The sequence below is a fragment of the Pseudorhodoferax soli genome, from assembly GCF_003337555.1.
GTDB classification, from domain to species: Bacteria; Pseudomonadota; Gammaproteobacteria; order Burkholderiales; family Burkholderiaceae_C; genus Pseudorhodoferax; species Pseudorhodoferax soli.
The window spans coordinates 240142-263806 of the sequence record NZ_QPJK01000010.1 but is presented as its reverse complement, the minus strand read 5'-3'; the positions used below and the strand labels follow the sequence as shown (position 1 = coordinate 263806).

Sequence of the window (23665 nt, the reverse complement as noted above, 5' to 3'; positions counted from 1 at the left end):
AAGCCACCCGAAAAATATAGTGTGGGGGACTATATTAGACCAGACGGGCGATGTGCGCGCCTGCCGCTGCGCCGGCGAACCGGCGCGCGGGGCCGTCAGTTGGCCACCTGTATTGACGTCACGGTGAAGGCGCCGTTGATCTTGTCGGCGGTGAACTTCACTTTGTCGCCCTCCTTGATGGCCTCCAGCATCTTGGGTTCGGTGACCCGGAAGACCATGGTCATGTTCGGCATGTCCAGGTTTGGGATCGGGCCATGGCGCAGCGTCACCTTGCCCTGCTCCGCGTCGATCTTTCGGACCTCGGCATCCACCTGGGGTGCGCTCGTCGTCGCTTGGTGGGTCGCATGCTCGGCGCCCGCAGGCGGTGCCGATTGCGCATGTGCACCAGCGACCGCAGCAGTTGCGGCTAGGGCCGCCAGGATGTGTGTGAATTTCATGAGATTCCAGCCTTTGGATAGTGGGCGAAGACCGACTTGCGGCCCTGTGTGTCGATGAGCAGCACGTCGTAGGCGTCCTGCTGGGTGCCGACCTCCATGCCGGGCGAGCCGACAGGCATGCCCGGCACCGCCAGGCCGATGGCGCTCGGCCGGGTGTTCAGCAGCTTCTTGATTTCCTTGGCTGGCACGTGCCCCTCGACCACGTAGCCACCGACGAGCCCCGTGTGACAACTGCCGAACTCAGCCGGCATGCCAAGGCGCTTGCGCGCGGCCGAGGTGTCGTCCACCTCGATGACCTTCACGGCGAAGCCGGCGGCTTTCAGGTGGTCGACCCAGTCGCCGCAGCATCCGCAGGTCGGGCTCTTGTAGACCGCCACCGCCGGCAGCGGCCCCTGCGACCAGCTCGGCAGGGCCAGCGCAGCAGCGCTGGCCGCTGCGGCCGAGAGAACGGCCCGCCGCTTCACTTGACCGTGACCTTGCCGACCATGCCGGCTTCGAAGTGGCCCGGAATCAGGCAGGCGAACTCGAACTCGCCGGCCTTCGTGAACTGCCACACGATCTCGCCGGTCTTGCCCGGTTTGACGTGGGCCATGTAGGCCTCTTCGTGTTCCATCTCGGGGAACTTCTTCATCTGTTCGGCGTGCTTCTTGAGTTCCTCGGGCGTGCCGATGACCATCTCGTGCAGCACCCGCCCCTTGTTGGTGGCGACGATCTTCACGGTTTCGCCACGCTTGATGGTGAGGTTGGCCGGCGTGAAGCGCATCGTGTCGGCCATGTCGACCTGGATGGTGCGCACCGCCTTCGCGGGGTCGCCCTCGCGGCCGAAGGCAGTGTCTTCCACCTTCGAGGCGTCGAACTTGCGTGGCTTGGCCGCATGATCTTCGTTGCCGTGCGCGAAGGCACCGGCGCTGGCCAGCAGTGCGGTGAGACTGAAGATGGCGATTCTGGTTTTCATCTGGAGGTCCTTGTGGTCAATGGCTGGAGTGGCCGGCGCCCGAGGGCTTGCGCACGGTCATGGTGTTCTGGTCGGCCTTGGGCGCCTGGGCACGCGGCGCCTGCTCGAGCTGCCCTGTGAACTCGTAGGAGACGGCGCCCTGGGGATGCTTGTACGGCGCCGGCTCCTTGTAGTCGCCCGGCCGCACGTCATCACGCACCTTCACCACGCTGAACATGCCGCCCATCTCGATGGGGCCGAACGGCCCGGTACCGGTCATCATGGGCAGCGTGTTGTCCGGCAGCGGCATCTCCATCGAGCCCATGTCCGCCATGCCCTTGTCGCCCATGACCATGTAGTCGGGCACCAGCTTGGTGATGCGCTCCGCCACGCCCTTGTGGTCCACGCCGATCATGTTGGGCACGTCGTGGCCCATCGCATTCATGGTGTGATGCGACTTGTGGCAATGGATGGCCCAGTCGCCCGCAACGGCATCGAATTCGAAGGCGCGCATCTGCCCCACGGCGATGTCGGTGGTCACCTCCGGCCAGCGCGCTGAAGGCGGCACCCAGCCGCCGTCCGTTCCCGTCACCACGAAATGCGGCCCGTGCATGTGGATCGGGTGGTTGGTCATGGTGAGGTTGCCGACGCGCACGCGCACCCGGTCGCCCGTGCGGCACACGAGCGAGTCGATGCCCGGGAACACGCGGCTGTTCCAGGTCCACAGGTTGAAGTCGGTCATCTCGGCCGTCTTCGGCGTGGCCGCGCCGGGCTCGATGTCGTAGGACGCAAGCAGGAACACGAAGTCGCGGTCCACACGCATCTGCCGCGGGTCCTTCGGGTGGATGATGAACATGCCCATCATGCCCATGGCCATCTGGGTCATCTCGTCGGCATGCGGGTGGTACATGTGGGTGCCGGCGCGCAGCAGGGTGAACTCGTAGACGAAGGTCTTGCCCACCGGGATGTGCGGCTGCGTGAGACCGCCGACGCCGTCCATGCCCGAGGGCAGCATGACGCCGTGCCAGTGCACCGTGGTGTGTTCGGGCAGCTTGTTGGTGACGAAGATGCGCACCCGGTCGCCCTCGACGGCCTCGATGGTCGGCCCGGGGCTGGAGCCGTTGTAGCCCCACAGGTTGGCCTTCATGCCGGGGGCGAATTCGCGCACCACGGGTTCGGCGACCAGGTGGAACTCCTTGACGCCGTTGTGCATGCGCCAGGGAAGGCTCCAGCCGTTCAGCGTGGCGACCGGGTTGTAGGGCCGACCCGTGCTGGGCATGAGCAGCGGTTGCATGGCGGGCGAGGTCTGGTAGACCGCCTCGGGCAGGGACGCGGCGCCCACGCGGCTGACCGCCGTGGCACCCAGAGCGACGGCACCTGCCGTCTTGAAGAAGTTTCTACGGTTGGACATGGTTGCTCTTTCAGTGGCCGGCGGACTGTTCGGGTGCTGCAGAGGGCGCTGCGGAAGGGCCGGAGCCGACGCCTGGCGAACGCCCGGTGAGCGCTGTCTGCAGGCTGGTCTCCGCGACCCAGAAATCGCGCAGCGCCTGGACGTAGTCCGTGACCCCTCTGACCTGCTCGCGCGCATCGGCCAGCAGTTCGAACACACCGATGAGCATGCCGTTGTAGCGCAGCAGGTTCTCCTCGGAAATGCGCTTGCGCAGCGGAACCACCTCGTCGCGGTAGTGCTTGGCAAGGTCGTACGCGGTGCGATAGGCAGCGTAGGACTCGCGCACTTCCGACCGCGCATTCACGGCCACCGCAGCCGTGCGGTGCACGGACTGCATGTAGGTCGCCTCCGCGCGCGCGGACCGCGCGGAGCCAAAGTCGAACAAGGGAATCGGCAGTTCGATTTCAAAGCCGTTCTGCCGGCGCTCGCCGGTCTCGCTCTTGTTCTGGTAGCCCACCTCCAGGCCATTGATGAAGCGCGTGGCGTTGGTCAGTCCGAGCGATTGCGCCGTGGCCTCGGTTGCACGCCTGGCCATCAGCACGTCCAGGCGCTTGGCGATGGCGACCTGCTCTGCGTTCTGCGGCGTGGTGGGCGACTTCGGCAGTTCGGGCAGGCGCTCGGGCAGGACGAAGTCGAGTTGGTCGCCGGACAGCCCCAGCAAGCGCGTGAGTCGCTCGCGTTCGGCCACGGCCTGCTGCTCGGCGCGCGCCAACCCCGCGGTCGCGTCGGCATAGAACGCCTGCTCGCGCATCTGAGCCAGCTTGTTGAAGTTGCCTGCGCGCAGCATGCGCTTGGCCAGCTCATTGGAAGCGTCAGCCGCGTCCTTGACCTGCCGCAGGTACTTGACCATCTCCTGTGCCGCCACCGCGCCGAAATAGGCACGCCGCGTGTCGGCCGCGACACCGACGGCTTCGGACGCCGCGGCATACTGCACTTGCTCGAAGTTGCGCTGCTGGATCCGGGTCGCCGCCGGCATGGTGAGCAAGCCCAGCACGTCGAACATCACCGAGCGCTCGATCTCCGCTGCGCCACCACCAAGTGCCATGCGGCCGAACCCGAACACAGGATTGCGCAGGCGGCCAGCCTGGACAAGGTCGGCCTCCGCGATGCCGAGCTGGCTGAAGCTTGCCTGCAAGCCTCGGTTGTTCAGCAACGCCAGCTCGACGGCTGCGTCGGGCGTCAGGGGTTGCTTCAAGAGTTCGGCCACGCGGGTGCGTGCCTGGTCGATGTCTTGCGTCGTGCGCTGCGGCACGATTGCCTGGCCTGTGCGTTCCTTGGCCAGCTCCGACACCCGGTCCATGCCGCCATCGGGCGAGAACGAGGCGCAACCTGCCAGCACCAGTGTGGCGAGGGCCGCCGCTGTGAGCCGCATCATGGCTTGCCTCCGTGCATGGAGTGGCCACCATGGGGCGTGGCCGAGGGAGTGACCGGAGCCGGCGCGGCTGGTCCACCCGATGCCGATGGCATCGCATGGCCGGCGTGACCGCCGGCCTTGCCCGCAGGCGTGGCCACCAGCGCATCGTTCAGGTGCCGCCAGTTGCCCGGCTTGATGTCCTGCCAGGGCTTGTAGTCGGAGAAAGCGGACTGGTAGCGCAGCGCCGGGGAAGGCGCGTTGGAATCTTCTGCTTGGCTACTGGCGGACTGGGCCAGCACACCAAGCGGCAGGCACAGCACCAGCGCAGGTGCCAAGCCGTGAGCGAGCTTGTTCATTGTTCAAAACCATGTGAGAAAGCTGGCGAGGTGCCAGCAGACGCTCATGCCTGCGCGAAGCGGACGCACGAGCCCCATCGGGCCTCCAGCGGAGGCCTCAAAGGGTCAGATGGTTCGTGGGGGTCGGTCCTGGCCGTCCGACTGGAACGTCGGCGCAGGAGCGAAGAGGTGGGGAAAACCGGCCGTACTCAGTTCGACCGGCGTACCCAGCCCGGCTGCAGCGCTGGGCACTGGAGGTGTCGAACACGAGGCCGAGCACATGTTGCACTTGTCGGGGCCCGACGCATGGGAATGGTCAGCTGTCTTCTCATCGTGGTGCGAATGGTCGGCCTGGTCGTGGACCTGGTCGCCGTGGCCGTGATCCGCGTGGTGCTCGCTAGCGTGCTTGGCTGGCATGCCGCTTGCCGGCGGACAGACCATGGCTGCAGCCATCGCACCCCTGATGGGTAGCGATACAGCGAGCAGCACAAGAAGCCAGATGCGAAGCAGTTTCACGTAGAGCGCGCGCGGCAGAACAATGCCGGGCTAGCCATTAAATTTTAGCCATCCTAGACCTTCCCACTGTGACAAGGTCAACACGACAAGGCGCACGCGTATCGCAGAACCTGCGTGTGAAGCCCTTGACCTTCCAACGGTGTCAATCGTGAGACTGGTCAACCGGAGAGTCCGACATGCCAAACGAACACCACCACCCCGCCGGCCACCAGGCGCCTCATCCCGCATCGAGCGGACACAACGACGGTCCGGGCCAGGGCGCACATAGTGCGCAGTGCCAGCACGGTCATGCGGGTCATCACCACCACCCTGCCGCCCCGGGGGATGGTGCGCCCCAGCCACGTGCCAGTTCACCCGGCCAGGCCGAGTACACCTGTCCCATGCATCCGCAAGTGCGCCAGATCGGCCCTGGCACCTGCCCCATCTGCGGCATGGCATTGGAGCCGCTGCTTGCCACGGAGGATCAAGGTGAAAGCCCGGAGCTGACGGACATGCGGCGCCGCCTGTGGATCGGCGCCGTCCTGACCGCCCCTGTCTTCGCGCTGGAGATGGGCGGCCATGTCTTCAACATCCATCACCTGATTGCGCAGCAAACCTCCAACTGGGTGCAACTGCTGCTGGCAACACCAGTGGTGCTGTGGGCCGGCTGGCCGTTCTTCGCCCGGGGGGCAGCTTCGATCAAGAACCGAAGCCTCAACATGTTCACGCTCATCGCGCTCGGCACCGGCGCGGCATGGCTCTACAGCATCGTCGCAACGCTGATGCCTCAACTGTTTCCCCAGGCGCTGAGAAGCGACAACGGGGCCGTTGCCGTCTACTTCGAGGCAGCGGCAGTCATCACCGTGCTCGTCCTGCTCGGGCAAGTGCTGGAACTGCGTGCGCGGGAGAAAACGTCCGGGGCCATCAAGGCCTTGTTGCACCTGGCCCCCAAGACCGCGGTGAAGGTGGACGCCAACGGTGCGGACGCAACAGTCCAGGTTGATGCCATTCAGGTCGGCGACCTTCTGCGCGTGCGGCCAGGCGAGAAGGTACCGGTCGATGGCGAGCTGACCGAGGGCAAGGGCAACGTCGACGAATCAATGGTGACCGGCGAACCGGTGCCGGTTGCCAAGTCCGTCGGATCGAAGGTCACGGCGGGAACGATGAACCAGACCGGCGGCTTCGTGATGCGGGCGGAGAAGGTCGGGGCCGACACCTTGCTGTCGCAGATCGTCCACATGGTGGCGGCGGCCCAGCGCAGCAGGGCACCGATCCAGCGCATGGCCGACCAGGTCGCCGGCTGGTTCGTGCCAGTGGTAATGCTCGTGGCACTGGCGACCTTCATGGTCTGGCTCGTCTGGGGGCCGTCGCCGGCCTTCAGCTATGCGCTTGTGACCTCGGTTGCCGTGCTCATCATCGCGTGCCCCTGCGCGCTTGGACTGGCCACGCCCATGTCCATCATGGTCGGCGTGGGCAAGGGGGCGCAGCTCGGCATGCTGATCCGTGACGCCGAAGCGCTGGAGAAAATGGAAAAGGTCGACACCCTTGTGATCGACAAGACCGGGACGTTGACCGAGGGCCGCCCTAAGGTCGTTCACATCGAAGCGGCGCAAGGCTTCACGCCGCAGGATGTGCTCCGGAAGCTCGCCAGCGTGGAGCGGGCAAGCGAGCATCCCCTGGCCCTGGCCATCGTTGCCGACGCGCAGGAGCGCAAGCTTGAACTGTCCCCTGTCTCGGACTTCGACTCGCCAGTGGGGAAAGGCGTCGTTGGCACCGTGGCGGGTACGGCGGTCATCTCCGGCAGCTTGAAGTTCCTTGCTGAATCCGGTGTGGATGCATCGGCGCTCGAAGGCATTGCCGAACAGCACAGGCGCAACGCCGCCACTGTGATCTTCGTCGCCATCAATGGTCAACTGGCGGGCTTCGTTGCCATTGCCGATCCCATCAAGCAGACCACGCAGCAGGCGCTAGAGGAACTCAAAGCCATCGGGATGCGCGTGGTCATGTTGACCGGTGACGGCAAGACGACCGCCCAGGCCGTCGGCCAGCAGCTCGGCATTGACGAAGTGGTCGCGGACGTTCTCCCCGAAGACAAGGCGGCCGTCGTGAAGCGGCTGCAGGGCGAAGGTCGCACGGTCGCGATGGCCGGCGACGGCGTCAACGATGCGCCTGCCCTGGCCCAGGCGACCGTGGGCATCGCCATGGGCACCGGGACGGATGTTGCGATGGAAAGTGCCGGCGTGACCCTCCTGAAGGGTGACCTCATGGGTATTGTTCGTGCGCGAACGCTGTCGCGCGCAACGATGCGCAACATCCGCCAGAACCTGGTGCTTTCGTTCGCCTACAACGTCGCGGGAATACCGCTCGCGGCGGGCGTGCTGTACCCGTTCTTCGGGCTCTTGCTGTCGCCGGTTGTCGCTGCTGCCGCCATGGCGCTGTCATCGGTGAGCGTTATTGCCAATGCGCTGCGCCTGCGAGGGCTCAAGCTGGACTGAACGCTGATAAGCGTAAAGAACTGGAGCGCACATCGTTTGCGCAGCGCGCGGACAGTGACGCTTCAGTAAAGTAGCCGCGCCGTGGCCCCTGCCACGGAAGGCCAATCCGCTCCTTTGCCCAATCCTTCACCGCGGCGCGGTGTACAGGTGGGATCGGCTCTCTGCTGGACGTGCCTGGCATCGGACCGACACGCATGCGAACGGCAGCTGACTACTACAGACCTGACGTTCAAGCACGCAACGCAGCAGACTGCAACGGGCGCGTAGCCGCCAGCCACGGCAGGCGGCAGACGGCCATCTGCAGACGTTCAGTACCGGCAGCATTCGGCCACTTCATCGACCTGCACCACGCGGCGCCGATCAGGCACGTGCGCGCAACTCCCTCACGCCGCGGCCCAGCTTGCGTCGCAACAAGGCGCGGAGGGTCACACCGTCGGAGTAGCCGATCTGAGCGGCAATTTGGTCGACGCTCTCGCTGCCGGTTCGCAGCAGATGCACCGCACGCTCGACGCGCAGATCCTGGAAGTACGAGAGGGGTGTCTTGCCCAACACGCTTTGCACGCGCCTCGCCAAGGTGCGTTCACTCGCGCCCGCTGCGACGGCCGCATCGGCGAGACAGAACCCGTGCGCGAGTTGCTGCCTGGCCCAGCCCTCAAAGCGCTCGACCACCGGGTCGGCATGGGCCAGGTGATCGGGGATCACGAACTCGGCTTGCGAGCCGCGGGCCTCTACCAGCAGGTATCGCGCCGCCAGAGCCGCCAGCGCCGGGCTACGGCTGCGCACGACGCTCAACGCCAGGTCGAGATGAGCCAAGGCGGCGCCGGCCGTGGTGAAGCCGGCCGAATTCACAAGCATGCGGGAGTCGTCGAGCGCCACGTGCGGATAGCGCTGCCGAAACATTGGCGCCAGCCACCACGAAGTTGTGGCGCGCTGGCCATCTAGCAGCGCGCTCTCCGCCAGCAAGAAGGTGCCGGTGCAGGCGGCGCCAGTGGCCGCGCCGGCGCTTGACCATTGCTGCAACGCGACGACCGCATCGGCCACGTCCGCATGCGCGAGACGCGCGGCGAGCGCGTCTGGCATCTTGGCGCCGAGCGCGGGCACCAGAACAACGTCAGGGTTTTGCACGCGGTGCACTGGCACGACCGGTACCGTCAGACCGTGCGCGGTGCGAACGCGACGCCGAACGCCGACCACCGTGACGTCGATGGGCGGCGGCGCCTGTGCGAGCGAGCCCGCCAATTCATTGGCCGTGCTCAGTGTGTCCATGAGTGCAGCAAGACCCAGGTCGAACACGCCATCGAGAACAACAAGGTGTAGTTTCATGGCAGAAATGATATCAATGTTGGCATTTCTGCCACTCGCGGAAACTGCCGCCGCGCCCGAGACTTCGCACTCGCCAACGCTGTCACCCGTTCAACCAGAGGATCGCTCCATGACCAAGTTCGCCCTGTTCGTCCGCCTCGAAGCCAAGCCTGGCCAGGAAGCTGCCGTTGCCGACTTTCTGCGAGGCGCGTTGCCGCTCGCCAACGCCGAGTCGGGCACCACCGCCTGGTTCGCATTGAAGTTCGGCCCATCGACGTTCGGCGTCTTTGACGCTTTTGCGGACGAGGCCGGCCGCGAGGCTCACCTGCACGGACCGATCGCCGCCGCGTTGATGGCGAACGCGGGCGCCTTGCTTAGTACACCGCCGAACATCGAGAAGATCGATCTGCTGGCGGCCAAGTTGCCTGGCTGACGAGCTAACCGCGGCGGCAAGTGTGAAGCTGCGTATGGCTTGAATGATCGGGATGAAGAGGTCCTGTCCTCGTGGGCCGTTCCTTCAAACCGATCCCGATTGAACGGCTCTCGTCGGCGGTGGCTGCGACGAAGTAGTCCCGGCCGTACACCGCCTCTGGGAGCGGGCGGCTGGCCTGCAAGGTCTCTAGCCGCGCGCTGCGCCTCTGTCGCCCTGAGTACCGTCTATCCGTGTGAGCCCTCCACGGGGGGCCGGCGTACCGGCCCGACCGCTTCGTGGCGCCGGATTCAGGGCCGTGGATGTCGGCTCAGGGCGCAATGCAGTCAGCTGCAGCTTGCCAGCACAGTGAACCGCCCCAGGGCGGTTCACTGCTTCATCACGGGTTGCGCAGCGTTCGTTGCGGCCGTGGATGATCTCGACGAGCTTTATTTTTGAGCGTAGGGTGACCGCCGGTGTGAGCACCACTCCGACGAACTTTGCATCGCACGCGACGCGCTGCAAAATCATGGACTTGGGCTCTTCAACCTCGACCAACTATGTTTGCCCTAGTCAGACGCTGGGCGAGAGGGGCCGGAAACGGTGAACCACGATGCCGGCCGCGGTTCGTCCGCAAATCTGATGGCGGCCTCAAATCTGAAGTGCAACACCCCTTGAAGTAAGGTGTTCACATGAAGCCCGCCATCCGATACGACCATCTCCAGCCCGAAGACCGCATGACGATTGCGAGCATGCTCCAGCGCAAATGCGGTGTACGGGCGATAGCCCGCCTGCTGAGGCGTGCGCCATCGACCATCAGCCGCGAGTTGGGGCGCAACACAGCTGCCGACGCCGCGTACGGCTGTATCCGTCCGGCCAACTCACCTGGACGGATTTGCAATCCCTTGATCTGGCGCGCTGCTACGCGGATGCAGCAGGCGTCCAGCGATGCGGCAGCAACTCGTCAATGCGGCTGGCCGGGTGCGTGGGCAGCCGCTCCAACACGTTCTTGATGTACGCGTAGGGCTCATGCCCGTTGATGCGCGCCGAGTGCAGCAGGCTCATGATTGCCGCCGCCCGCTGGCCCGCGCGCAGGCTGCCGGCGAACAGCCAGTTCGAGCGGCCGATGGCAATGGGCCGGATCTGGTTCTCCACCCAGTTGTTGGAGATCGGCACGTCGCCGTCCTGCACGAAGCGCGTGAGTTGCGTCCAGCGCTTCAAGCTGTAGTCGATGGCCTTCATCGTGGCCGAGCCCGGCGGCACCAGCTGCCGCTGTCTGAGCAACCAGCGATGCAAGGCGGCCAACACCCGACGTGACTTGCGCTGCCGCATCTGCCTTCGCTCATCGCCAGGCAGATCTTCGATCTCGCGCTCGATCCTGAACAGCACCTGGAAGTAGCGCAGCGCTTGGCGGCCGACCTCGCTGCGGTGGTTGGCCCACAGGTCGTTGAACTTGCGGCGCGCGTGCGCCATGCATTGCGCCGACGTCACGCCCTTGGTCGTCGTGGCGGTGTAGCCGCTGAAGCCATCGGTGACCAGCGTGCCCTGCCAGGCTTGCGGAGTGTCGAGCTGCAGGAACTGCTGAACGTTCTCGCCGCTGCGGCCTTCGGCGAATTGGAAGACCACGGCCTTCGTCGCGTTGAAGCTCGTGGTGCAGTACGACCAGATGTAGGCCTTGTGCGTCTTGCCGTCGCTCAGGTGCTTGGGCTTGAGCATGGACACCGGCGTCTCGTCGGCGTGCAGCACCGCATGGCGGCGCAACTCCTCCGCCAGCGCGTTGACCAGCGGCTGCAACTGCGCCCCGCACTCGCCGACCCACTGCGCCAGCGTAGACGACGTCGTCGATGGACGGGTCAGCTCGTTGGCTCGGCATCTGGAGCTTCTGCGTCAGCATGCGCGAGAGGCGCGGGAAGTCGAGGCATTCGAGGAGCGGCTCACAAGCATCCTGGCGCAGGAAAGCCCGCAGCGGCGCAGCATGCTGTTGGACAGTCTGCAGGTCCAAGTTGCCAACGCAGTCAAGCAGGCCAAGGCCTGGGCTGCTTTGACTGTCGAGGCGACGGAGCTGCTGACGTCGATCGCAGAGATCGATCGATCCGAGCTGGCACCGGTGCGTGCTGAGCTGGGTGCTGCCGTTGCGTCGGGGGATTCGCAGCGCCTCGCTTCGCAGATTGAGGCTTGTCGTCGCATGGTGGAGGCGGAAACGCGCGCGAATGCGGCACGAGCGCGTCGCAATGCCGTGCTCCAAGGCTTGGCGTCGCTGGGCTACCGGTGTCATCCAAAGCCCGAGCCGTCGGTGCCTTGCATCTGGTCTCTCAACAGTTCGATGATCTTGGCCACGAGCGTTTCGTTGCGACCGCCTAACCGTTCGATCAAGTCCTCACGGTAGGCTCGCGGAACGCGACGCAGTTGGTCGAGCGGCACAAGCATTTGTTCCGGCGTGAGAGCGGACAAGCCGCCGATCGGCTCGCGAAGAAACAGGTATAGGTGCCAATGATGATCACCGACTTCTGCGAGCAGCGCTCTGGTGTCTCGAGGCCTAAAGCCCAAGGTCCAGGCAGGGATCCGGATCTCCTTGGTTGAAAAGCTCCGCAGCGTGAGAAGGCTGCGTTCGCGCACGCGGCGCTGCACGGAGCGCACATGAACACGAAGCAACTGCGCAGCTTCGTCGATCGAAACGAACTCGTCAGTCAGGAGATCGGCGTCCTGGTTGCGAATGCCCTTCTCGAGCAGCTTCTTCCAGGCTCGGCTCATGCAAGCAACAAGTCTTGGCTTGCCCTGCTAAGTCGCAGGCGGTCGAACTCGGTGGAAAAGATCGAACTGCCCAACTCGGCGAGGCTTTCGACAAGTCGCCTGCGCTTGGCTCTGGCCGCCCGTGAATGGTTCTCGGACGCCACGATCAAGTCAAGCGGTCTCATGCCGTTGAGCTTGACTTGAGGTGTCTCGAGATACCACTCGAGAAAACCATTGCTACCGTCCACCGCGTCCATCAAGATCTTCGTGTCCTGCGGGGTTAAGGCCAACGAACATGCAAGAACTCTGTACCTCCCGGCTTCAGTGCTCCAAAGCGCAATCAGCTTCCGGTGAGCGATGCGACGGAGTACGGTTCGCTGCTGCAGCCCGAGCGCGGCGGCAGCCTCGGCGACCGACATGTACCTGTCAGTTCGAAGCCGCTCTTCTCTCCAATGCTTGACCCTTGCGAGAAGAAGCGAGCAGCGCTCGGCAAGCTTTTCTACAGCGCGCTCGACAGCATGGTGGTCGACGAACGACTCACCTGGTTTTGACTTCTTCTTGACGGCGTTCACGTTGACCAATTTTGCGCGATACCAGCGTGTGAAGGGCCACGAGCACAACGGCATCTCCTGACGCGCCTGTCAGCCCTACGCTGCTCTTGCACGGGGGCGAGATTGAAGGAAAGTGCTCAGCTGCGACGCCAAAGGAAGCTCCAGGCACCTTCCCCTTCCGGCCATACGCTTCGGCCTACCGTGTCGAACTCATAGGAGATTTGGGCGGTTTCGCCGTTCTCCGGTTCGAACAACCACACCGCAACCACGCCATATGCGGTCCACCTCGCGGCCTTGTCGTGCGGGTGAATGAGGGAGATGCCAACGATCTCGTCTGCCTCCAACTCGCGCAACCGCTTGTACAGATCGTCGTCCGAAAAAGAGAGCTCGGGGCAAATGGAGTCTTCCAGTTTGATGCTGAGTATGCAGAAGCGCCGGGGGGCATTCATCGCCACCTGACCCCATACCACCTCGCCGTCGTCCAACATCGTCGGCCTGCAAAGCGAGCCGTGCACCAGTCCTGTCTGCTCCAAGTTTTCGTTCCCCTGTTCGCTGGGCGTTCGCCCAAAAATGGCTTGTTAAGTCGCGCGGCGGAACACGCGGGGCCACTGCATCACCTGTCAGTTCGGCAAAAAGTGAGCCACCCGGCAGCTGGAAGTTTGCGGGCATCGACCGCGGGCGTTGCTGTCGCGAAAGGTCGACGCCAACAAGTAGTCCCACACAGATTTTATATTCACACCATAGTGTGAAAATTATAAGTTGTGCTTTTCAAGAATCTGCGGCATGCCAACGCAGATCTCTTGATGAAGGTTCTGGACGCTTTCGCGAACGTGTTGCGCTCAATGCGTCTTGACGCCGACATGACGCAGGCGGAACTCGCTGCACTTGCGGGGCTGCACCCCAATTTCATCAGCCGGCTCGAACTAGCGTCCGCTCAGCCCACGCTAGAAACTCTCTTCGCTTTGGGGCGGGCACTCGGTTGCCCTCCGCAACTGCTGGTTGAGAAGACTTTCGAGGGTGGAACGACATATCGACGAGGTCCCCGGCCGAAAATTACGACCGGTGCCGTCAAGCGTAAGCCAGGCAGGCCGCCCAAGGCCCCGGCCGCCCACTAGCGCGACCTTGTCGGCAGCTGTTTCTGACATCTGCCAAGCGATCGCTTCGATCGCATTTCGCTCGTTACGTCGTCCTGCGCGCGGCCGATGTATCCCAACTGTCGGAATTGAGCGGCCAGCGTCATTTAGAAGACGTCGGCGGTCAAGATGTCTTTTATCAGGTCGACGCGTCCGGCGTATGCTCTTGATTCTTCTGACGTTTTTTCTCAGTCTGCTTGCTCGTCGGCCTCCGGGTTCCACATGAGACGTAGACGTCGACTTCGAACACGAGCGACGTGAAGAGGTCATCCAGTACCTGTACGCCAAATACGGTCGCGACCGCGCCGCATTGACGGCCACGGTGGCGAGCTACAGGCCCAAGAGCGCGCTGCGTGACGTCGGAAAAGCGCTCGACCTCGATAAGACAACTCTGGACGTACTGGCCAAGGGCACAAGCTCGTGGGAGCTGGACCTTACCGACGACCTGGTGACGGAGGCAGGGCTCAACAAGGACAGCCTGCTCGTGAAGCAGCTGCGCACGTTGACGGAGCAACTGCTGGGCTTCCCCCGCCACCTCGGGCAGCACACCGGCGGATTCGTCCTGACGTCAGGGCCCTTGAGCCGCCTCGTTCCCATCGAGAACGCGTCGATGCCTGACCGCACGGTCATCCAGTGGGACAAAGACGACCTGGACCTCATGGGGCTGCTGAAGGTCGACGTCTTGGCCCTGGGCATGCTCACAGCACTGAGGAAGACGCTGGACCTCATTGGCCAGCGCAAGGGGCACGTGTTCGAAATGCAGGACATCCCGTCTGAAGACCCGGTCACCTACAAGATGATCTGCAAGGCAGACACGGTGGGGACATTCCAAGTGGAGAGCCGCGCGCAGATGAGCATGCTGCCGCGGCACCGCCCCCAACGCTTCTACGACCTAGTGGTGCAGGTGGCCATCGTGCGGCCCGGTCCGATCCAAGGTGGCTCGGTACATCCATACCTGGAGCGGCGCAACGGAACGGTCCCGGTGACCTACCCGAGCCCAGAGATTGAGAAGGCCTTGGGGCGCACGCTTGGCGTCCCGCTGTTCCAGGAGCAGTGCATGCAGCTGGCGATCCTCTGCGCCGGCTTCACGCCTGGCGAAGCGGACGGACTGCGACGGGCGATGGCTGCGTGGCGCCGGACAGGCAGCTTGAACAAGTACGAGCCGCGCATCATCGGCGGCATGGTGGATCGCGGGTACACCGAGGACTTCGCACGCAATGTGTTCGAGCAGATGAAGGGCTTCAGCTCGTATGGCTTTCCGGAGAGCCACGCAGCCAGCTTCGCCATCCTGGTCTACGCCAGCTGCTGGGCGAAGTGTCACTACCCAGCTGAGTTCCTGTGTGGACTGCTCAACAGCCAGCCCATGGGCTTCTACAGTGCAAGCCAGCTTGTGCAGGATGCTCAGCGGCACCAGGTCGAGGTACGGCCGCCCGATGTTCTCTCCAGCGAGTGGGACTGCACGATGGAAAACATCGAACACCAGCCCGCGGTCCGACTCGGCCTCCGCATGGTCGACGGCTTCAAGAAAGATGTTGCCGACCGCATCGTTCGGGCCAGGGACGAGGCCTACTTCGAAAGCGCCGAGGAGCTGGCCCGCCTGGCTGAACTAGAGCACCAGGACATGCGGCAGCTCGCGGGCGCAGATGCGCTGCGCAGCCTGAGCGGGCATCGCCGTCAGCAGGTATGGGATGCAGCCGCGTTGCGCCGCCCGCCAATGCTGCTGAGGCAGGCGCCTGTGGATGAACCGGTGCTTGAACTGCGGGCAGCGCCCGAGGGCGAAGAAGTGACCTGGGACTACCGCACGTTGGGGCTGACGTTGCGGAGCCACCCGATGAAGCTTCTGCGGCCCAAACTGGACGAGCGCCGCTTCGTGACGGCCTCACAGTTGATGAGGAGGCGCAACGGCATCGCGGCATCGTTTTGCGGAATCGTCACCCTGAGACAGAGACCTGAAACCGCCAAGGGAGTCGTCTTCGTCAGCCTCGAGGACGAGACAGGCAATGTCCAGGTCATCGTCTGGCCAAGCGTGAGAGATGCACAGCCAAAGGAGCTTCTTCGCTCTCGTCTACTTGCAGTACATGGCCAGTGGCAACGAGCTGGGGATGCCTGCAGCCTCATCGCTCGCAAGCTAGAAGACCTCACGCCAATGCTTGGCGACCTGGAGACTGCCTCACGCGACTTTCGTTGACCGCAAGTGCCGGGACTGGTCTTTCGCGCGTAGCTTGGCGGTTCGGACTGTCGGTCAGTCGACCACTGCCTGTTTCACAAGCATGCTTGGTTGAAGTCCGCCTGGTTAGCCGGGCCATGAGGGACTTCACAACGCCCGTACTGCCGTCAGCGCGACGGCCTCTAGGCAACATCAACGGCTTGCCCTTATATATTGGCTCAATTCACTCGCAGCAAGATTACGAATGCTGGCCCCGGCGAGCCGCCGCTGAAATGATGGGCCGAGCCGCGATTGCCCGCAATGGGTTGGTAGTTTCCGTCTAGATAGCACCGTTCGGTCTAAGTGTTTATTGCGGGGAACGCGTAGAGGTTTATTCTGAGGCTCTCACCAACATATGGAGACCGACGCTGCCGGCGAATAGACTACAACGCCAGCGCCGTCTATTGGTAGAGAAGCCTTCATGGTTTTCTATCGCTTGCTGAGACGAAAGGTGGTCGCGGTGCTCGGTCTGATACCTTCAGGTAGAGATAAACCGAAGACAACGCCGTGTGCCCAAAAATTCGCGCGAGCGGGATGATTCTTCGATTAAAACCAAAAAACAGTAATGCCACCAGACGACGCTCTGTCTTTGAAAGCGCGGGGGCAATTTCACCTTGGGATACGCCCGTCTCAAGCTTACTCTTAAACCACCGAAGCAAATCGGCTCGCTCGCCAGAAGCGAGAAATTTGGACTTGCTCCGACCCGCATTCGACAACGGCTCTGCTTGCCTCTCCAGTCGGTTAGACCGGACGAGCAATGCCCAATTCTTGTAGCCATGCCTCTTCGCAATCTCGTCTTGCGCTTGAGTAAGGGGGCAACTTTGCTCGCGCGCAATATTCTTCGCATCGCTGCGCAGATACGCAATCTGCTTGGATGTCAAGGGACTTGCCATGGTTGCTGATCTCCAGGGCGTCAAGCCGGACTGCGCCCACACAACCAGCATCAACGCCTTGGTCAGAACCAAGCCAACCGCCGCAGCCTCGATTGGCTTCGCTCTGTGAGCGTGCAGGCCTGCAGCGAAGGCCAGTGTCAGGATGATATACGAGCCAAGGCGAGAGGGCGCCTACGGACCGATGGGCGTAGCTGTTCTGGCTAAGCAAGGGCCCACACAGGTCACACGTCCTTAGTTGTCGACCGTGCCTTCTCGCCGAGGTCTGTTGATGACTTCACCCGCCTACGCTCCAATTCCCTGCGGTACCGGATGCGCGTGCGGAGTGGCGTAATCATGTTCGGTAGCAGAGTCTGCAGCGCCCCTACATAGAGCCAGCCCGAGAAGGCAAGAAGCATCACAGCAGGCGCCGTGAGCACCAAAGCAACTAAGCTGTCACCATCTTTGGAGGTGAAGAACCGGCCGCTTTGGTCGGGCAACCAGTACAAGACAGCGGACGCGGCAGACACCCCGACCACCAGGAGAAGCGTAGCGCGCAGGCATTGCTCGGCCGCGTGCAATGTTCTCCGCTGGAGCGGCCCCGCTGAGTACGCCCTCGCTCGGTTGTACAGAAGGCTAGTAGTCGCGGCGAACACGGTCAGAAGCGCAGCTGCCAGCGTCGGCAGGCCGTCCGTAGACTGGGTGCTGAACCGCGAGAGACACAATGTCGCGACCATGAGCAAGGCACCGAATCGACACCAACCCAGGACCTTGTAAGCACACTTGCGCAGCATGACCGCGTCCTGAAGACCTACCGCCATTGACGTCCTTGCCTTTGTGTTGGACCTGATGCTATCCCTATTTTCAGACTGCGCAGACGTACGGCGCCGAGCCTACCCACACAACCCGACGAGACGATCACACGGCGGAGAGCAACGCAGGTGTCCGCCCTCGTCACGTCAATACAACAGAACCGCCGCGACCCTTGGCGCCTGAAGACTGGCGAGCGACGGGCTGTTGAAAGAGCGATGTACCAATGCTCATCAAGAACAATGTGTTCATCACCTGCTGTCTTTTAATTGCTGCAGCAACCTATCGTTCTCTAGACGCAATCGCTCATTCTCCTCCTTCAGCTCATCTAATTTTCGTATTCGTCTAGACTTTGCTCCTACCAGCTCTATTGAAGCATGGCGGGCTGTGTACGCCCTTTGTGACTCCGGGTTAGAGTGCCCCAGCTTAACGGCCACCGCACGACTTATTGTGTCTTCACTCGTATCCAACCCTCGCTCTCGACGATCTTCGAATTCATCTTCTGTAGCTTCCACCGCATACTTAGCTCTAAACGCGTGAACGGCTGCTCCTTTCGGCGCCCCGTTAGCACGCATAGCTCCGGAAACGATAGCGGTAATCGTTCTCCCGTCCAAAGGCGTACAATTCCTGTCAGAAAGGAAGACAAATCCCTTCGCCACAGATTCGTTTTTACCCTTGTCGCGAAGCAATTGCGCGCGCTCGGTAAGGATGAAAGCACGCATATTGTTGTGCAAAACGACCGGGATATCGAAAGTGTTTTGGTAACCAAACTTCTGCTCGGCTGGCCTTATCGTTACGGTGTCGGATGTTCTAGTCAAGTAGTCATCACCGATGAATTGCTCCACTTTTAGCGACCTCATTGAGTTCCTCCTGAAACCGGAATAAGCTACAAAATCGACCATCATTGAATTTCGATGCCGAATGTGGCTTGTTGAACCTTTCGAAAAAAAGGTCTCGTGCAGTAGGTCAACGGTTTCCTCAGTTGGAATGAATGAAGCAACGGTGTGCTTACTCCGACTGTCGCTCTCCTCGTGAAGGAGAGGATACTTATCCTCCAGCCGCAATTTCCGATTCTCCTTTGCGTGATAGGACAAACTACTGCCATTCAACGCACTCTGCACCCTCGCACCAATTCGACCGATGGAATTTATTGAAATGCGCCCAGTTTCTTGAAGCCATATCAGCCAATCATAGACACGCGTCAACTTAGCGTTAGCTGTCTTTTTCGCAGCTTTCGGTCGATGCTGACGACGCGCCGGACTATTCTCGGCGCTCCTAGTAATATAGTCCCGAAACCCAGTCAGGTCGCGGTCTGTGAACTTCTCGATAGCAATGCCGTGCGCGTGCAAATACGCCCAAAATACGCGGAGATGCCCAATCTCCTGATGAATACTAGTCGGCTTGAAATGAAGGATGGAAATTAGATTTTCGGCGTAGTCAGTGACTTCCCATACCACTCTACAGCGCTGGAGATCATATAAAATAGCGGCGAATGAGCCCCCGCCGCACTCGACCAAAGAAAGCTTGAAACGGGAGTTCATCGCTTGAGCAGAACGACCGTTTTGTTCAGCTTGACCAGTCGAGAGTTCTCAGCGCTCAAGGCCGCAATTTCAGCTCGTAGGTTTTTCTGCAAGGCTGCCGCCTCCTTTTGCGTCGAGTTAAGCGATGCCTGAGCGTTCTCCAACTCCTGCTTCGCCATCTGGACGAGCCTACGCTGCGCAATGAGCTCGCGCTCCGCAATTTCGCGTAAAGCTTTGTGCAGGGAGGATGACCGCCTCGCGGCTGCCAAGGAATCCTCTTTGACTGAAGGCGTGATGGCTATGCGGCCCCGCTCCAGACGTATCAGTTCAATGGCAGACTCAATGCGCATCAGCAATGGCGGATATTGCTTAGCGGTATCAGGATTATTTGTACTTAACTTCTCTCCTGATGCGGTTATGGGTGTCCATAAGTAGAATTGGCGCTTCGTGGGAGGAAGGCCTTCCAAAGACTTCGCCACCTTTTCTTTCGCATAAGCCTTTATAGCGCCTTCGATAATTGCAAGCTTATCTCTGATACTTTTCTCGGCCGCTTTTTGATTTCCGAAGGCTACAGCAGGCTTGAGACCAGGCGCAGAATCTGAACTCGCGCCGCGAGCCAACGACATGTTTGTCTTTTTCATTTGTCTAGACCCAACCTCAATCTATGCAAAACAATGACGCGTCGGAGGTTTTCTTGCTCTTGTATAGCAGCGCGGCCTTTCACAGTTTCGGCGGCCGCAAGCCCGTGAGAAGAAAGGAAGGCTAGGTCCCGCTCGAGGGTCTTAAGCTGAACTTCGTTCGTTTCTGAATAGGGGCATCGCGAGCAAACCATGGCAGATGCATTCTCCCGTGCTACTGCTTCCTTTTTAACTCCGCATGCAGCATGCTTGCGGTTTCGGCCAGCCCAGCAGGTATTGGTCTTAAGAGGATGCGAAGTGTGGCCGCGATCCACCAACGACGCCATCAAGCTCTTCGCCTGCGCCGCAAGACTCATTTGGTCGTAATCTACTCTTGCGCTAAGAATCCTGTGATAACGAGCAACCAACTTGGAGAAACCACCTCCAAAAGTTCGCGCGCCTCCGATTACATCGCGCACAAAATTTTCTAACTTTCCCAAACCCACGTCTTCAATCTCCGCTTGCATTTCCTTGCGTTGATCCAATTGAGCACGTTGAACTGGATTTGAAGGTAATGCCCATTTTGCTGCGGCCGTCTTTCCAAGTTCTGTTTCCGTCCCATTCGTTATGTAGTGACGGGTGGAGTTTAGGTCGAGATGCCCATACTTTTGAGACAAGGCAACGAGCGTGGCGTTCTCATATCGGTAGTGGTAGAGAAGTCCATATCCTCGTCGGAACATGTGGGCTTTTACCTTGAATTGCGATGCGAGTTCTCCCAACGCGTCTCGAATAAATGCCTGCGCTGGCTCGTCTTGGTTTGCATCGAACTCAAACCATATCGGCTTCCCCTTTTTGCCACCGACAAAACCCGGCAGAAAGAAAACTTTTCTTTCACGTCCCGCTGCTCCCTGTTGTTCGTTAACCGCCTCTCGCCAGAACCATGCCACCTCTGCTACGTCGTCCACAAGTTGAATCGCCGTCGCGGAAACATTGTTCACAAGGAATGGAACGTAGTCTTGCACTGTCTTTTCAACATAGAAGTCGCATTCATACACATCGCGGTGCGGATCAATCTGTTTTAGTGCCCCAGCGTATATACCGACAGCTCTTCCGCTAACCTCATCCTTGCGTCGTGCATTCATTGAAGCAATTACGATAAAGCATGATGACAACAGTTGGTTTAGAACGGCGTTAACTGAAGTCTCGCCGTCTGGGTTCTCTTTCCTGCTGTAATTAGTAATCTCTAACCCTATCGCCGCGCTCAGCGCCTGTACCTCGGTAATTTTGGGCAGTGCACGCCTCATCAGGCTTGCGCGGTAAGAAGCTACGGATTCATTAGCGTCGGCTCGGAGGCGCATCTCGGTAGAGAAGTAGGGCTCCAAATGGATTGCAATTACGCGGACTGCTTCAACAACGAACGGGCCGAAGTCGTAAATCCATTTGTATGCGTGCACAAGCACCTTTGCCCAGACTTCTGGTTCGATATTCTCTGTCCGGTTCCCTTTCCTTCCGTTCTCCTGTGCGAATCCGGAGGCGCTCTCTCTGGGAATCGTTTTGACGCGATATCTTTCAGGGAGCATTCCTAGCAAATCATGAGCGCGCAATGTCTGGATCAGCATGGTCTCAGACATTTGCTTTGCAACACCAAATTTGTAGCGCCCGTCATCGTCATCACGTTTGGAAGTAGCCTGTACCACGATGCTTTTGAGCGCCCGAGTCTCTAAACCAGCTATGTTCGTCCCAAGAGCTTCGCGAAACTCATCTCGTAGGCTTATCTTTCCTTTCCAGTTGCGATAGATATAATTCGCGGCCGTGTTAGGGTTGTCGGCAACAAAGTTTATCGCTCTCTGTTCTGTTCGTAGCGCGGCATTCCAACTCCCTCTAGCAAGAGTTGTCCGAAGCTTTTGCCAAACTGCTTCTGGTGCGTCACGAGGATCATAGAAACCTTCGATCCATAGGTACTCAAATGTTTTGACAAGAGTTCTGCATATGTCGGTTACGACTGTATGGAAGGTCTTTGATCCCTTCTGTTTAGCTGCATAACAATCTAGTGAAACTACTAGCAACCAGAACAATTGGTCGTGTTCGACAAGTTTTGTCGGTGCGGGATGAAGGGGAGAGGCAGGCATCCAAGCGTATTGGACGCCTAAATCAGCCCAGGGCTCTTCGTCGGCGCGAACTATGGACCGCTTTACCGAGATTGTGCGAGACGCAAGATCGAACCGTATCTTCCTGCTAACGCATTCAAACTCAGGCGCAGCGCCGCTCGCCTCTGATTTCTCGGCTGCTTCACTCATTGTCGAACCTCTTGACCAGATGCCTGTAGGGTCCGCGCTTCAGAAGGCCGAACAGAGCATAGTTGAACTCCAGATTGGGCAGATGATCTGCTGCAAAAGCGGCCTCGTTCTCGTTAAGCAGTCGAATTGCGTTGGCGTCGTAATAGCGCTTTGTTCGAACGACCTCTTCGATTCTGGCCAAATCTATGACTATTTTTCTGTTCGGGCAGCCGCCGTTTTTATGGCATTCGCGCCCACTGCAAGCACCATCAACCAGCCATTCCTGCTTTGGAGGCTGCGACGGAGATTTGCATGATGCGCCGTCGCCTATCGGATACGCAAGAATTTTCTGGTCTTTTGCAACGCGTTTCGGGTCAATCATGTAATGTACGGTCGCGTCAAACCGCTTATCGAACTCAAACGAGTTCGCGGAGTTCAGGCGCTGGACTAGGATTTTGTTTATGTAGCCTAGTGTGGTGTTTTCGCTGAGATGCCCAGCGGTTGATCGCGCACTTAAAATACTCCGTGTAGTTGCCCGATAGGCCAAGACCTGATTCCTAACCATCTCAGCGGAGCACGTGGGCAGGCTGTATGTACGGCAGAACTTTTTTAAAGAGCTATCCCACCCGCTGACTGCGTCACCTTTTCCGCTACGGGCAGATCGGGAGCTTGCAAATACGCTAGGCCCTTGAATTCCACTCAATATCAACCGTTGATATCTCTCCCTAAGAACTTTCAACGCCAAAAGTACTTCTTCATCTGACCGCTCGATCAGAACAATGGGCGTTTTGTCCTTCGTTTTAGGTTTGGTGGATTGCAGTTGTAGGGGGAATTTGTCCGCTACCAGCATGTGGGGCTCTAGTTCGAGCACGGAGATAAAGTTCCATGCCGTTTTCATCTGAATAATCAATGCACACGAGAGCAGCACCTCAACTGGAGGTGCTATTTCTATGTCAAGCCAGAATGGCAAAGTGGTGCCATTTGAAAGTCCGCACAATAGCCCTTTCATATAATCATTTAGATTGTGCGGGTATCGTTGTTTTGGATACTCGGGTCTACCAAACTCTTGTGCCTTGCCTTCCCTTATTTCAAGCTCCAGAGCCACATAGGTCTGGAGTTCTTCCGCACTCCAGTTCTGCTCGTCTCCCACATAAGCAAGGCGGAGAACCTTGTTTCTTATGCTTTCTCCGTCAGCGGGAGCTATTCGGAGGTTTCTCAGCAACTGGACGTTTTCCAGTGCCAACTCATATCTACGCAGGACTGCCACGGCGGCCCTGTTGAACTGCTCCAAATCCCAGCTTAGGACCGCGGTCGTTTCCTTCGTCAGCTGGGAAAGCGATTCGTGAGGTAGCGCCTTAATGAGCGGGCGGGCGGGATGTGGCACATCGCTGAGTAAAGCCCTGCCTCTTGATCGGATGACGCAACGGACTCTGTAATGCTGGCGAATGTTGGACGTTCGAGCATCTTTAGAGTGTTTCTTTACAACACGCTCCACTAAGTTTCGGATGGACCCACTGAGGCGGGCGGAGCTGTTGTTGTCACCGACGGTCGTGACAAGGTTGTCTTCGTACTCATTGAACAGCGCGAGCACCTGCTCCAGAACGACGTCTTCCGGGCGGGTTGTCGCGATGTCCATCCATGTCTTCAGCTTGCTCGCGATCCTCAAGCCCCGCTGTAAGTACCGCATTTCTTGATCCTGCTCCGGCGATAGCCGGGACCTCCGCCCGAGCTCGTGGAGCTGC

Annotated in this window: 18 protein-coding genes and 3 pseudogenes; 5 read left to right on the top strand and 16 right to left on the bottom strand. The window is 60.4% G+C overall.

Annotated elements, in window-relative coordinates:
- Positions 1-95 precede the first annotated feature (95 nt).
- Genes DES41_RS30540 through DES41_RS30515 form a run of 6 tightly spaced genes read right to left on the bottom strand, consistent with a single transcriptional unit; the run spans position 96 to position 4531 of the window.
- Positions 96-437, bottom strand: a complete 342-nt coding sequence (locus tag DES41_RS30540; protein WP_114471390.1) for a copper-binding protein — start codon at positions 435-437, stop codon at positions 96-98.
- Positions 434-901, bottom strand: a complete 468-nt coding sequence (locus tag DES41_RS30535; RefSeq protein WP_114471389.1) for a DUF411 domain-containing protein — start codon at positions 899-901, stop codon at positions 434-436. Before DES41_RS30535 ends, DES41_RS30540 begins: the two co-directional genes overlap by 4 nt.
- On the bottom strand, positions 898-1392 hold the full coding sequence (locus tag DES41_RS30530) for a cupredoxin domain-containing protein (protein WP_114471388.1): 495 nt from the start codon (positions 1390-1392) through the stop codon (positions 898-900). The genes DES41_RS30535 and DES41_RS30530 overlap by 4 nt, the downstream gene beginning before the upstream one ends.
- A gap of 16 nt (positions 1393-1408) precedes the next feature.
- A complete protein-coding gene (locus tag DES41_RS30525; RefSeq protein ID WP_114471387.1) occupies positions 1409-2782 on the bottom strand; it encodes a multicopper oxidase family protein in 1374 nt (457 codons plus the stop codon).
- A 10-nt stretch (positions 2783-2792) separates the two neighbouring features.
- A complete protein-coding gene (locus DES41_RS30520; protein WP_245965929.1) occupies positions 2793-4196 on the bottom strand; it encodes a TolC family protein in 1404 nt (467 codons plus the stop codon).
- Positions 4193-4531 carry a hypothetical protein gene (locus DES41_RS30515; RefSeq protein ID WP_114471385.1) on the bottom strand — a complete coding sequence of 113 codons (339 nt, stop codon included), beginning with the start codon at positions 4529-4531 and terminating at the stop codon, positions 4193-4195. The genes DES41_RS30520 and DES41_RS30515 overlap by 4 nt, the downstream gene beginning before the upstream one ends.
- Before the next feature lie 671 nt (positions 4532-5202).
- Between DES41_RS30515 and DES41_RS30510 the strand changes: the two genes are divergently transcribed.
- Positions 5203-7500, top strand: coding sequence for a copper-transporting P-type ATPase (locus DES41_RS30510; RefSeq protein WP_170168325.1), 2298 nt, complete (start codon positions 5203-5205; stop codon positions 7498-7500).
- A 360-nt stretch (positions 7501-7860) separates the two neighbouring features.
- On the opposite strand, the gene DES41_RS30505 is transcribed toward DES41_RS30510, so the two are convergent.
- Positions 7861-8823 carry a helix-turn-helix domain-containing protein gene (locus DES41_RS30505; protein WP_114471383.1) on the bottom strand — a complete coding sequence of 321 codons (963 nt, stop codon included), beginning with the start codon at positions 8821-8823 and terminating at the stop codon, positions 7861-7863.
- Positions 8824-8932: 109 nt separating this feature from the next.
- On the opposite strand from DES41_RS30505, the gene DES41_RS30500 reads away from it, so the two are divergent.
- Both DES41_RS30500 and DES41_RS39930 read left to right on the top strand, forming a co-directional pair.
- Positions 8933-9235: a putative quinol monooxygenase gene (locus DES41_RS30500; RefSeq protein WP_114471382.1), complete on the top strand. Its 303-nt coding sequence runs from the start codon at positions 8933-8935 to the stop codon at positions 9233-9235.
- 668 nt (positions 9236-9903) lie between these two features.
- Positions 9904-10074 (top strand): annotated as a pseudogene (locus DES41_RS39930) (helix-turn-helix domain-containing protein); the annotation flags it as partial.
- Positions 10075-10132: 58 nt separating this feature from the next.
- Here the strand turns inward: DES41_RS39930 and tnpC are convergent.
- From tnpC to DES41_RS30475, 4 genes and pseudogenes are all read right to left on the bottom strand, one after another.
- Positions 10133-11044, bottom strand: a pseudogene (tnpC, locus tag DES41_RS30490) (IS66 family transposase); the annotation flags it as partial.
- A 438-nt stretch (positions 11045-11482) separates the two neighbouring features.
- On the bottom strand, positions 11483-11962 hold the full coding sequence (locus DES41_RS30485) for a hypothetical protein (protein ID WP_114471380.1): 480 nt from the start codon (positions 11960-11962) through the stop codon (positions 11483-11485).
- Positions 11959-12513, bottom strand: coding sequence for a hypothetical protein (locus tag DES41_RS30480; RefSeq protein ID WP_147282989.1), 555 nt, complete (start codon positions 12511-12513; stop codon positions 11959-11961). Before DES41_RS30480 ends, DES41_RS30485 begins: the two co-directional genes overlap by 4 nt.
- Positions 12514-12629: 116 nt before the next feature.
- On the bottom strand, positions 12630-13025 hold the full coding sequence (locus DES41_RS30475; protein ID WP_147282988.1) for a hypothetical protein: 396 nt from the start codon (positions 13023-13025) through the stop codon (positions 12630-12632).
- Between the two features lie 270 nt (positions 13026-13295).
- On the opposite strand from DES41_RS30475, the gene DES41_RS39925 reads away from it, so the two are divergent.
- Both DES41_RS39925 and DES41_RS30465 read left to right on the top strand, forming a co-directional pair.
- Positions 13296-13607 carry a helix-turn-helix domain-containing protein gene (locus DES41_RS39925; protein ID WP_114471377.1) on the top strand — a complete coding sequence of 104 codons (312 nt, stop codon included), beginning with the start codon at positions 13296-13298 and terminating at the stop codon, positions 13605-13607.
- Positions 13608-13851: 244 nt separating this feature from the next.
- Positions 13852-15813, top strand: a pseudogene (locus tag DES41_RS30465) (error-prone DNA polymerase); the annotation flags it as partial.
- A gap of 437 nt (positions 15814-16250) precedes the next feature.
- On the opposite strand, the gene DES41_RS38060 reads toward DES41_RS30465, so the two are convergent.
- The 5 genes from DES41_RS38060 to DES41_RS38040 all read right to left on the bottom strand — a co-directional run bounded on the left by DES41_RS38060 (position 16251) and on the right by DES41_RS38040 (position 23559).
- Positions 16251-16796 (bottom strand): hypothetical protein, encoded by a 546-nt coding sequence (locus DES41_RS38060; protein WP_147282987.1) that lies wholly within the window; start codon positions 16794-16796, stop codon positions 16251-16253.
- Positions 16797-17761: 965 nt separating this feature from the next.
- On the bottom strand, positions 17762-19051 hold the full coding sequence (locus DES41_RS38055; RefSeq protein ID WP_147282986.1) for a site-specific integrase: 1290 nt from the start codon (positions 19049-19051) through the stop codon (positions 17762-17764).
- On the bottom strand, positions 19048-19671 hold the full coding sequence (locus DES41_RS38050) for an efflux RND transporter periplasmic adaptor subunit (protein WP_147282985.1): 624 nt from the start codon (positions 19669-19671) through the stop codon (positions 19048-19050). The genes DES41_RS38055 and DES41_RS38050 overlap by 4 nt, the downstream gene beginning before the upstream one ends.
- Entirely contained in the window at positions 19668-21944 is a 2277-nt protein-coding gene (locus DES41_RS38045) for a hypothetical protein (protein WP_147282984.1), read from the bottom strand. The genes DES41_RS38050 and DES41_RS38045 overlap by 4 nt, the downstream gene beginning before the upstream one ends.
- A complete protein-coding gene (locus tag DES41_RS38040; protein ID WP_147282983.1) occupies positions 21937-23559 on the bottom strand; it encodes a hypothetical protein in 1623 nt (540 codons plus the stop codon). Before DES41_RS38040 ends, DES41_RS38045 begins: the two co-directional genes overlap by 8 nt.
- Positions 23560-23665 lie beyond the last annotated feature (106 nt).

Excerpts from the sequence above, each read along its gene's own strand:
- DES41_RS30540 (WP_114471390.1), bottom strand. The coding sequence starts at position 437 with ATGAAATTCACACACATCCTGGCGGCCCTAGCCGCAACTGCTGCGGTC.
- DES41_RS30505 (WP_114471383.1), bottom strand. The coding sequence starts at position 8,823 with ATGAAACTACACCTTGTTGTTCTCGATGGCGTGTTCGACCTGGGTCTT.
- DES41_RS38055 (WP_147282986.1), bottom strand. The coding sequence starts at position 19,051 with ATGAACTCCCGTTTCAAGCTTTCTTTGGTCGAGTGCGGCGGGGGCTCA.
- DES41_RS30500 (WP_114471382.1), top strand. The coding sequence starts at position 8,933 with ATGACCAAGTTCGCCCTGTTCGTCCGCCTCGAAGCCAAGCCTGGCCAG.
- DES41_RS39925 (WP_114471377.1), top strand. The coding sequence starts at position 13,296 with ATGAAGGTTCTGGACGCTTTCGCGAACGTGTTGCGCTCAATGCGTCTT.
- DES41_RS38040 (WP_147282983.1), bottom strand. The coding sequence starts at position 23,559 with ATGGACATCGCGACAACCCGCCCGGAAGACGTCGTTCTGGAGCAGGTG.
- DES41_RS38045 (WP_147282984.1), bottom strand. The coding sequence starts at position 21,944 with ATGAGTGAAGCAGCCGAGAAATCAGAGGCGAGCGGCGCTGCGCCTGAG.
- DES41_RS30515 (WP_114471385.1), bottom strand. The coding sequence starts at position 4,531 with ATGAACAAGCTCGCTCACGGCTTGGCACCTGCGCTGGTGCTGTGCCTG.
- DES41_RS38050 (WP_147282985.1), bottom strand. The coding sequence starts at position 19,671 with ATGAAAAAGACAAACATGTCGTTGGCTCGCGGCGCGAGTTCAGATTCT.
- DES41_RS30520 (WP_245965929.1), bottom strand. The coding sequence starts at position 4,196 with ATGATGCGGCTCACAGCGGCGGCCCTCGCCACACTGGTGCTGGCAGGT.
- DES41_RS30525 (WP_114471387.1), bottom strand. The coding sequence starts at position 2,782 with ATGTCCAACCGTAGAAACTTCTTCAAGACGGCAGGTGCCGTCGCTCTG.
- DES41_RS30530 (WP_114471388.1), bottom strand. The coding sequence starts at position 1,392 with ATGAAAACCAGAATCGCCATCTTCAGTCTCACCGCACTGCTGGCCAGC.
- DES41_RS30510 (WP_170168325.1), top strand. The coding sequence starts at position 5,203 with ATGCCAAACGAACACCACCACCCCGCCGGCCACCAGGCGCCTCATCCC.
- DES41_RS30485 (WP_114471380.1), bottom strand. The coding sequence starts at position 11,962 with ATGAGCCGAGCCTGGAAGAAGCTGCTCGAGAAGGGCATTCGCAACCAG.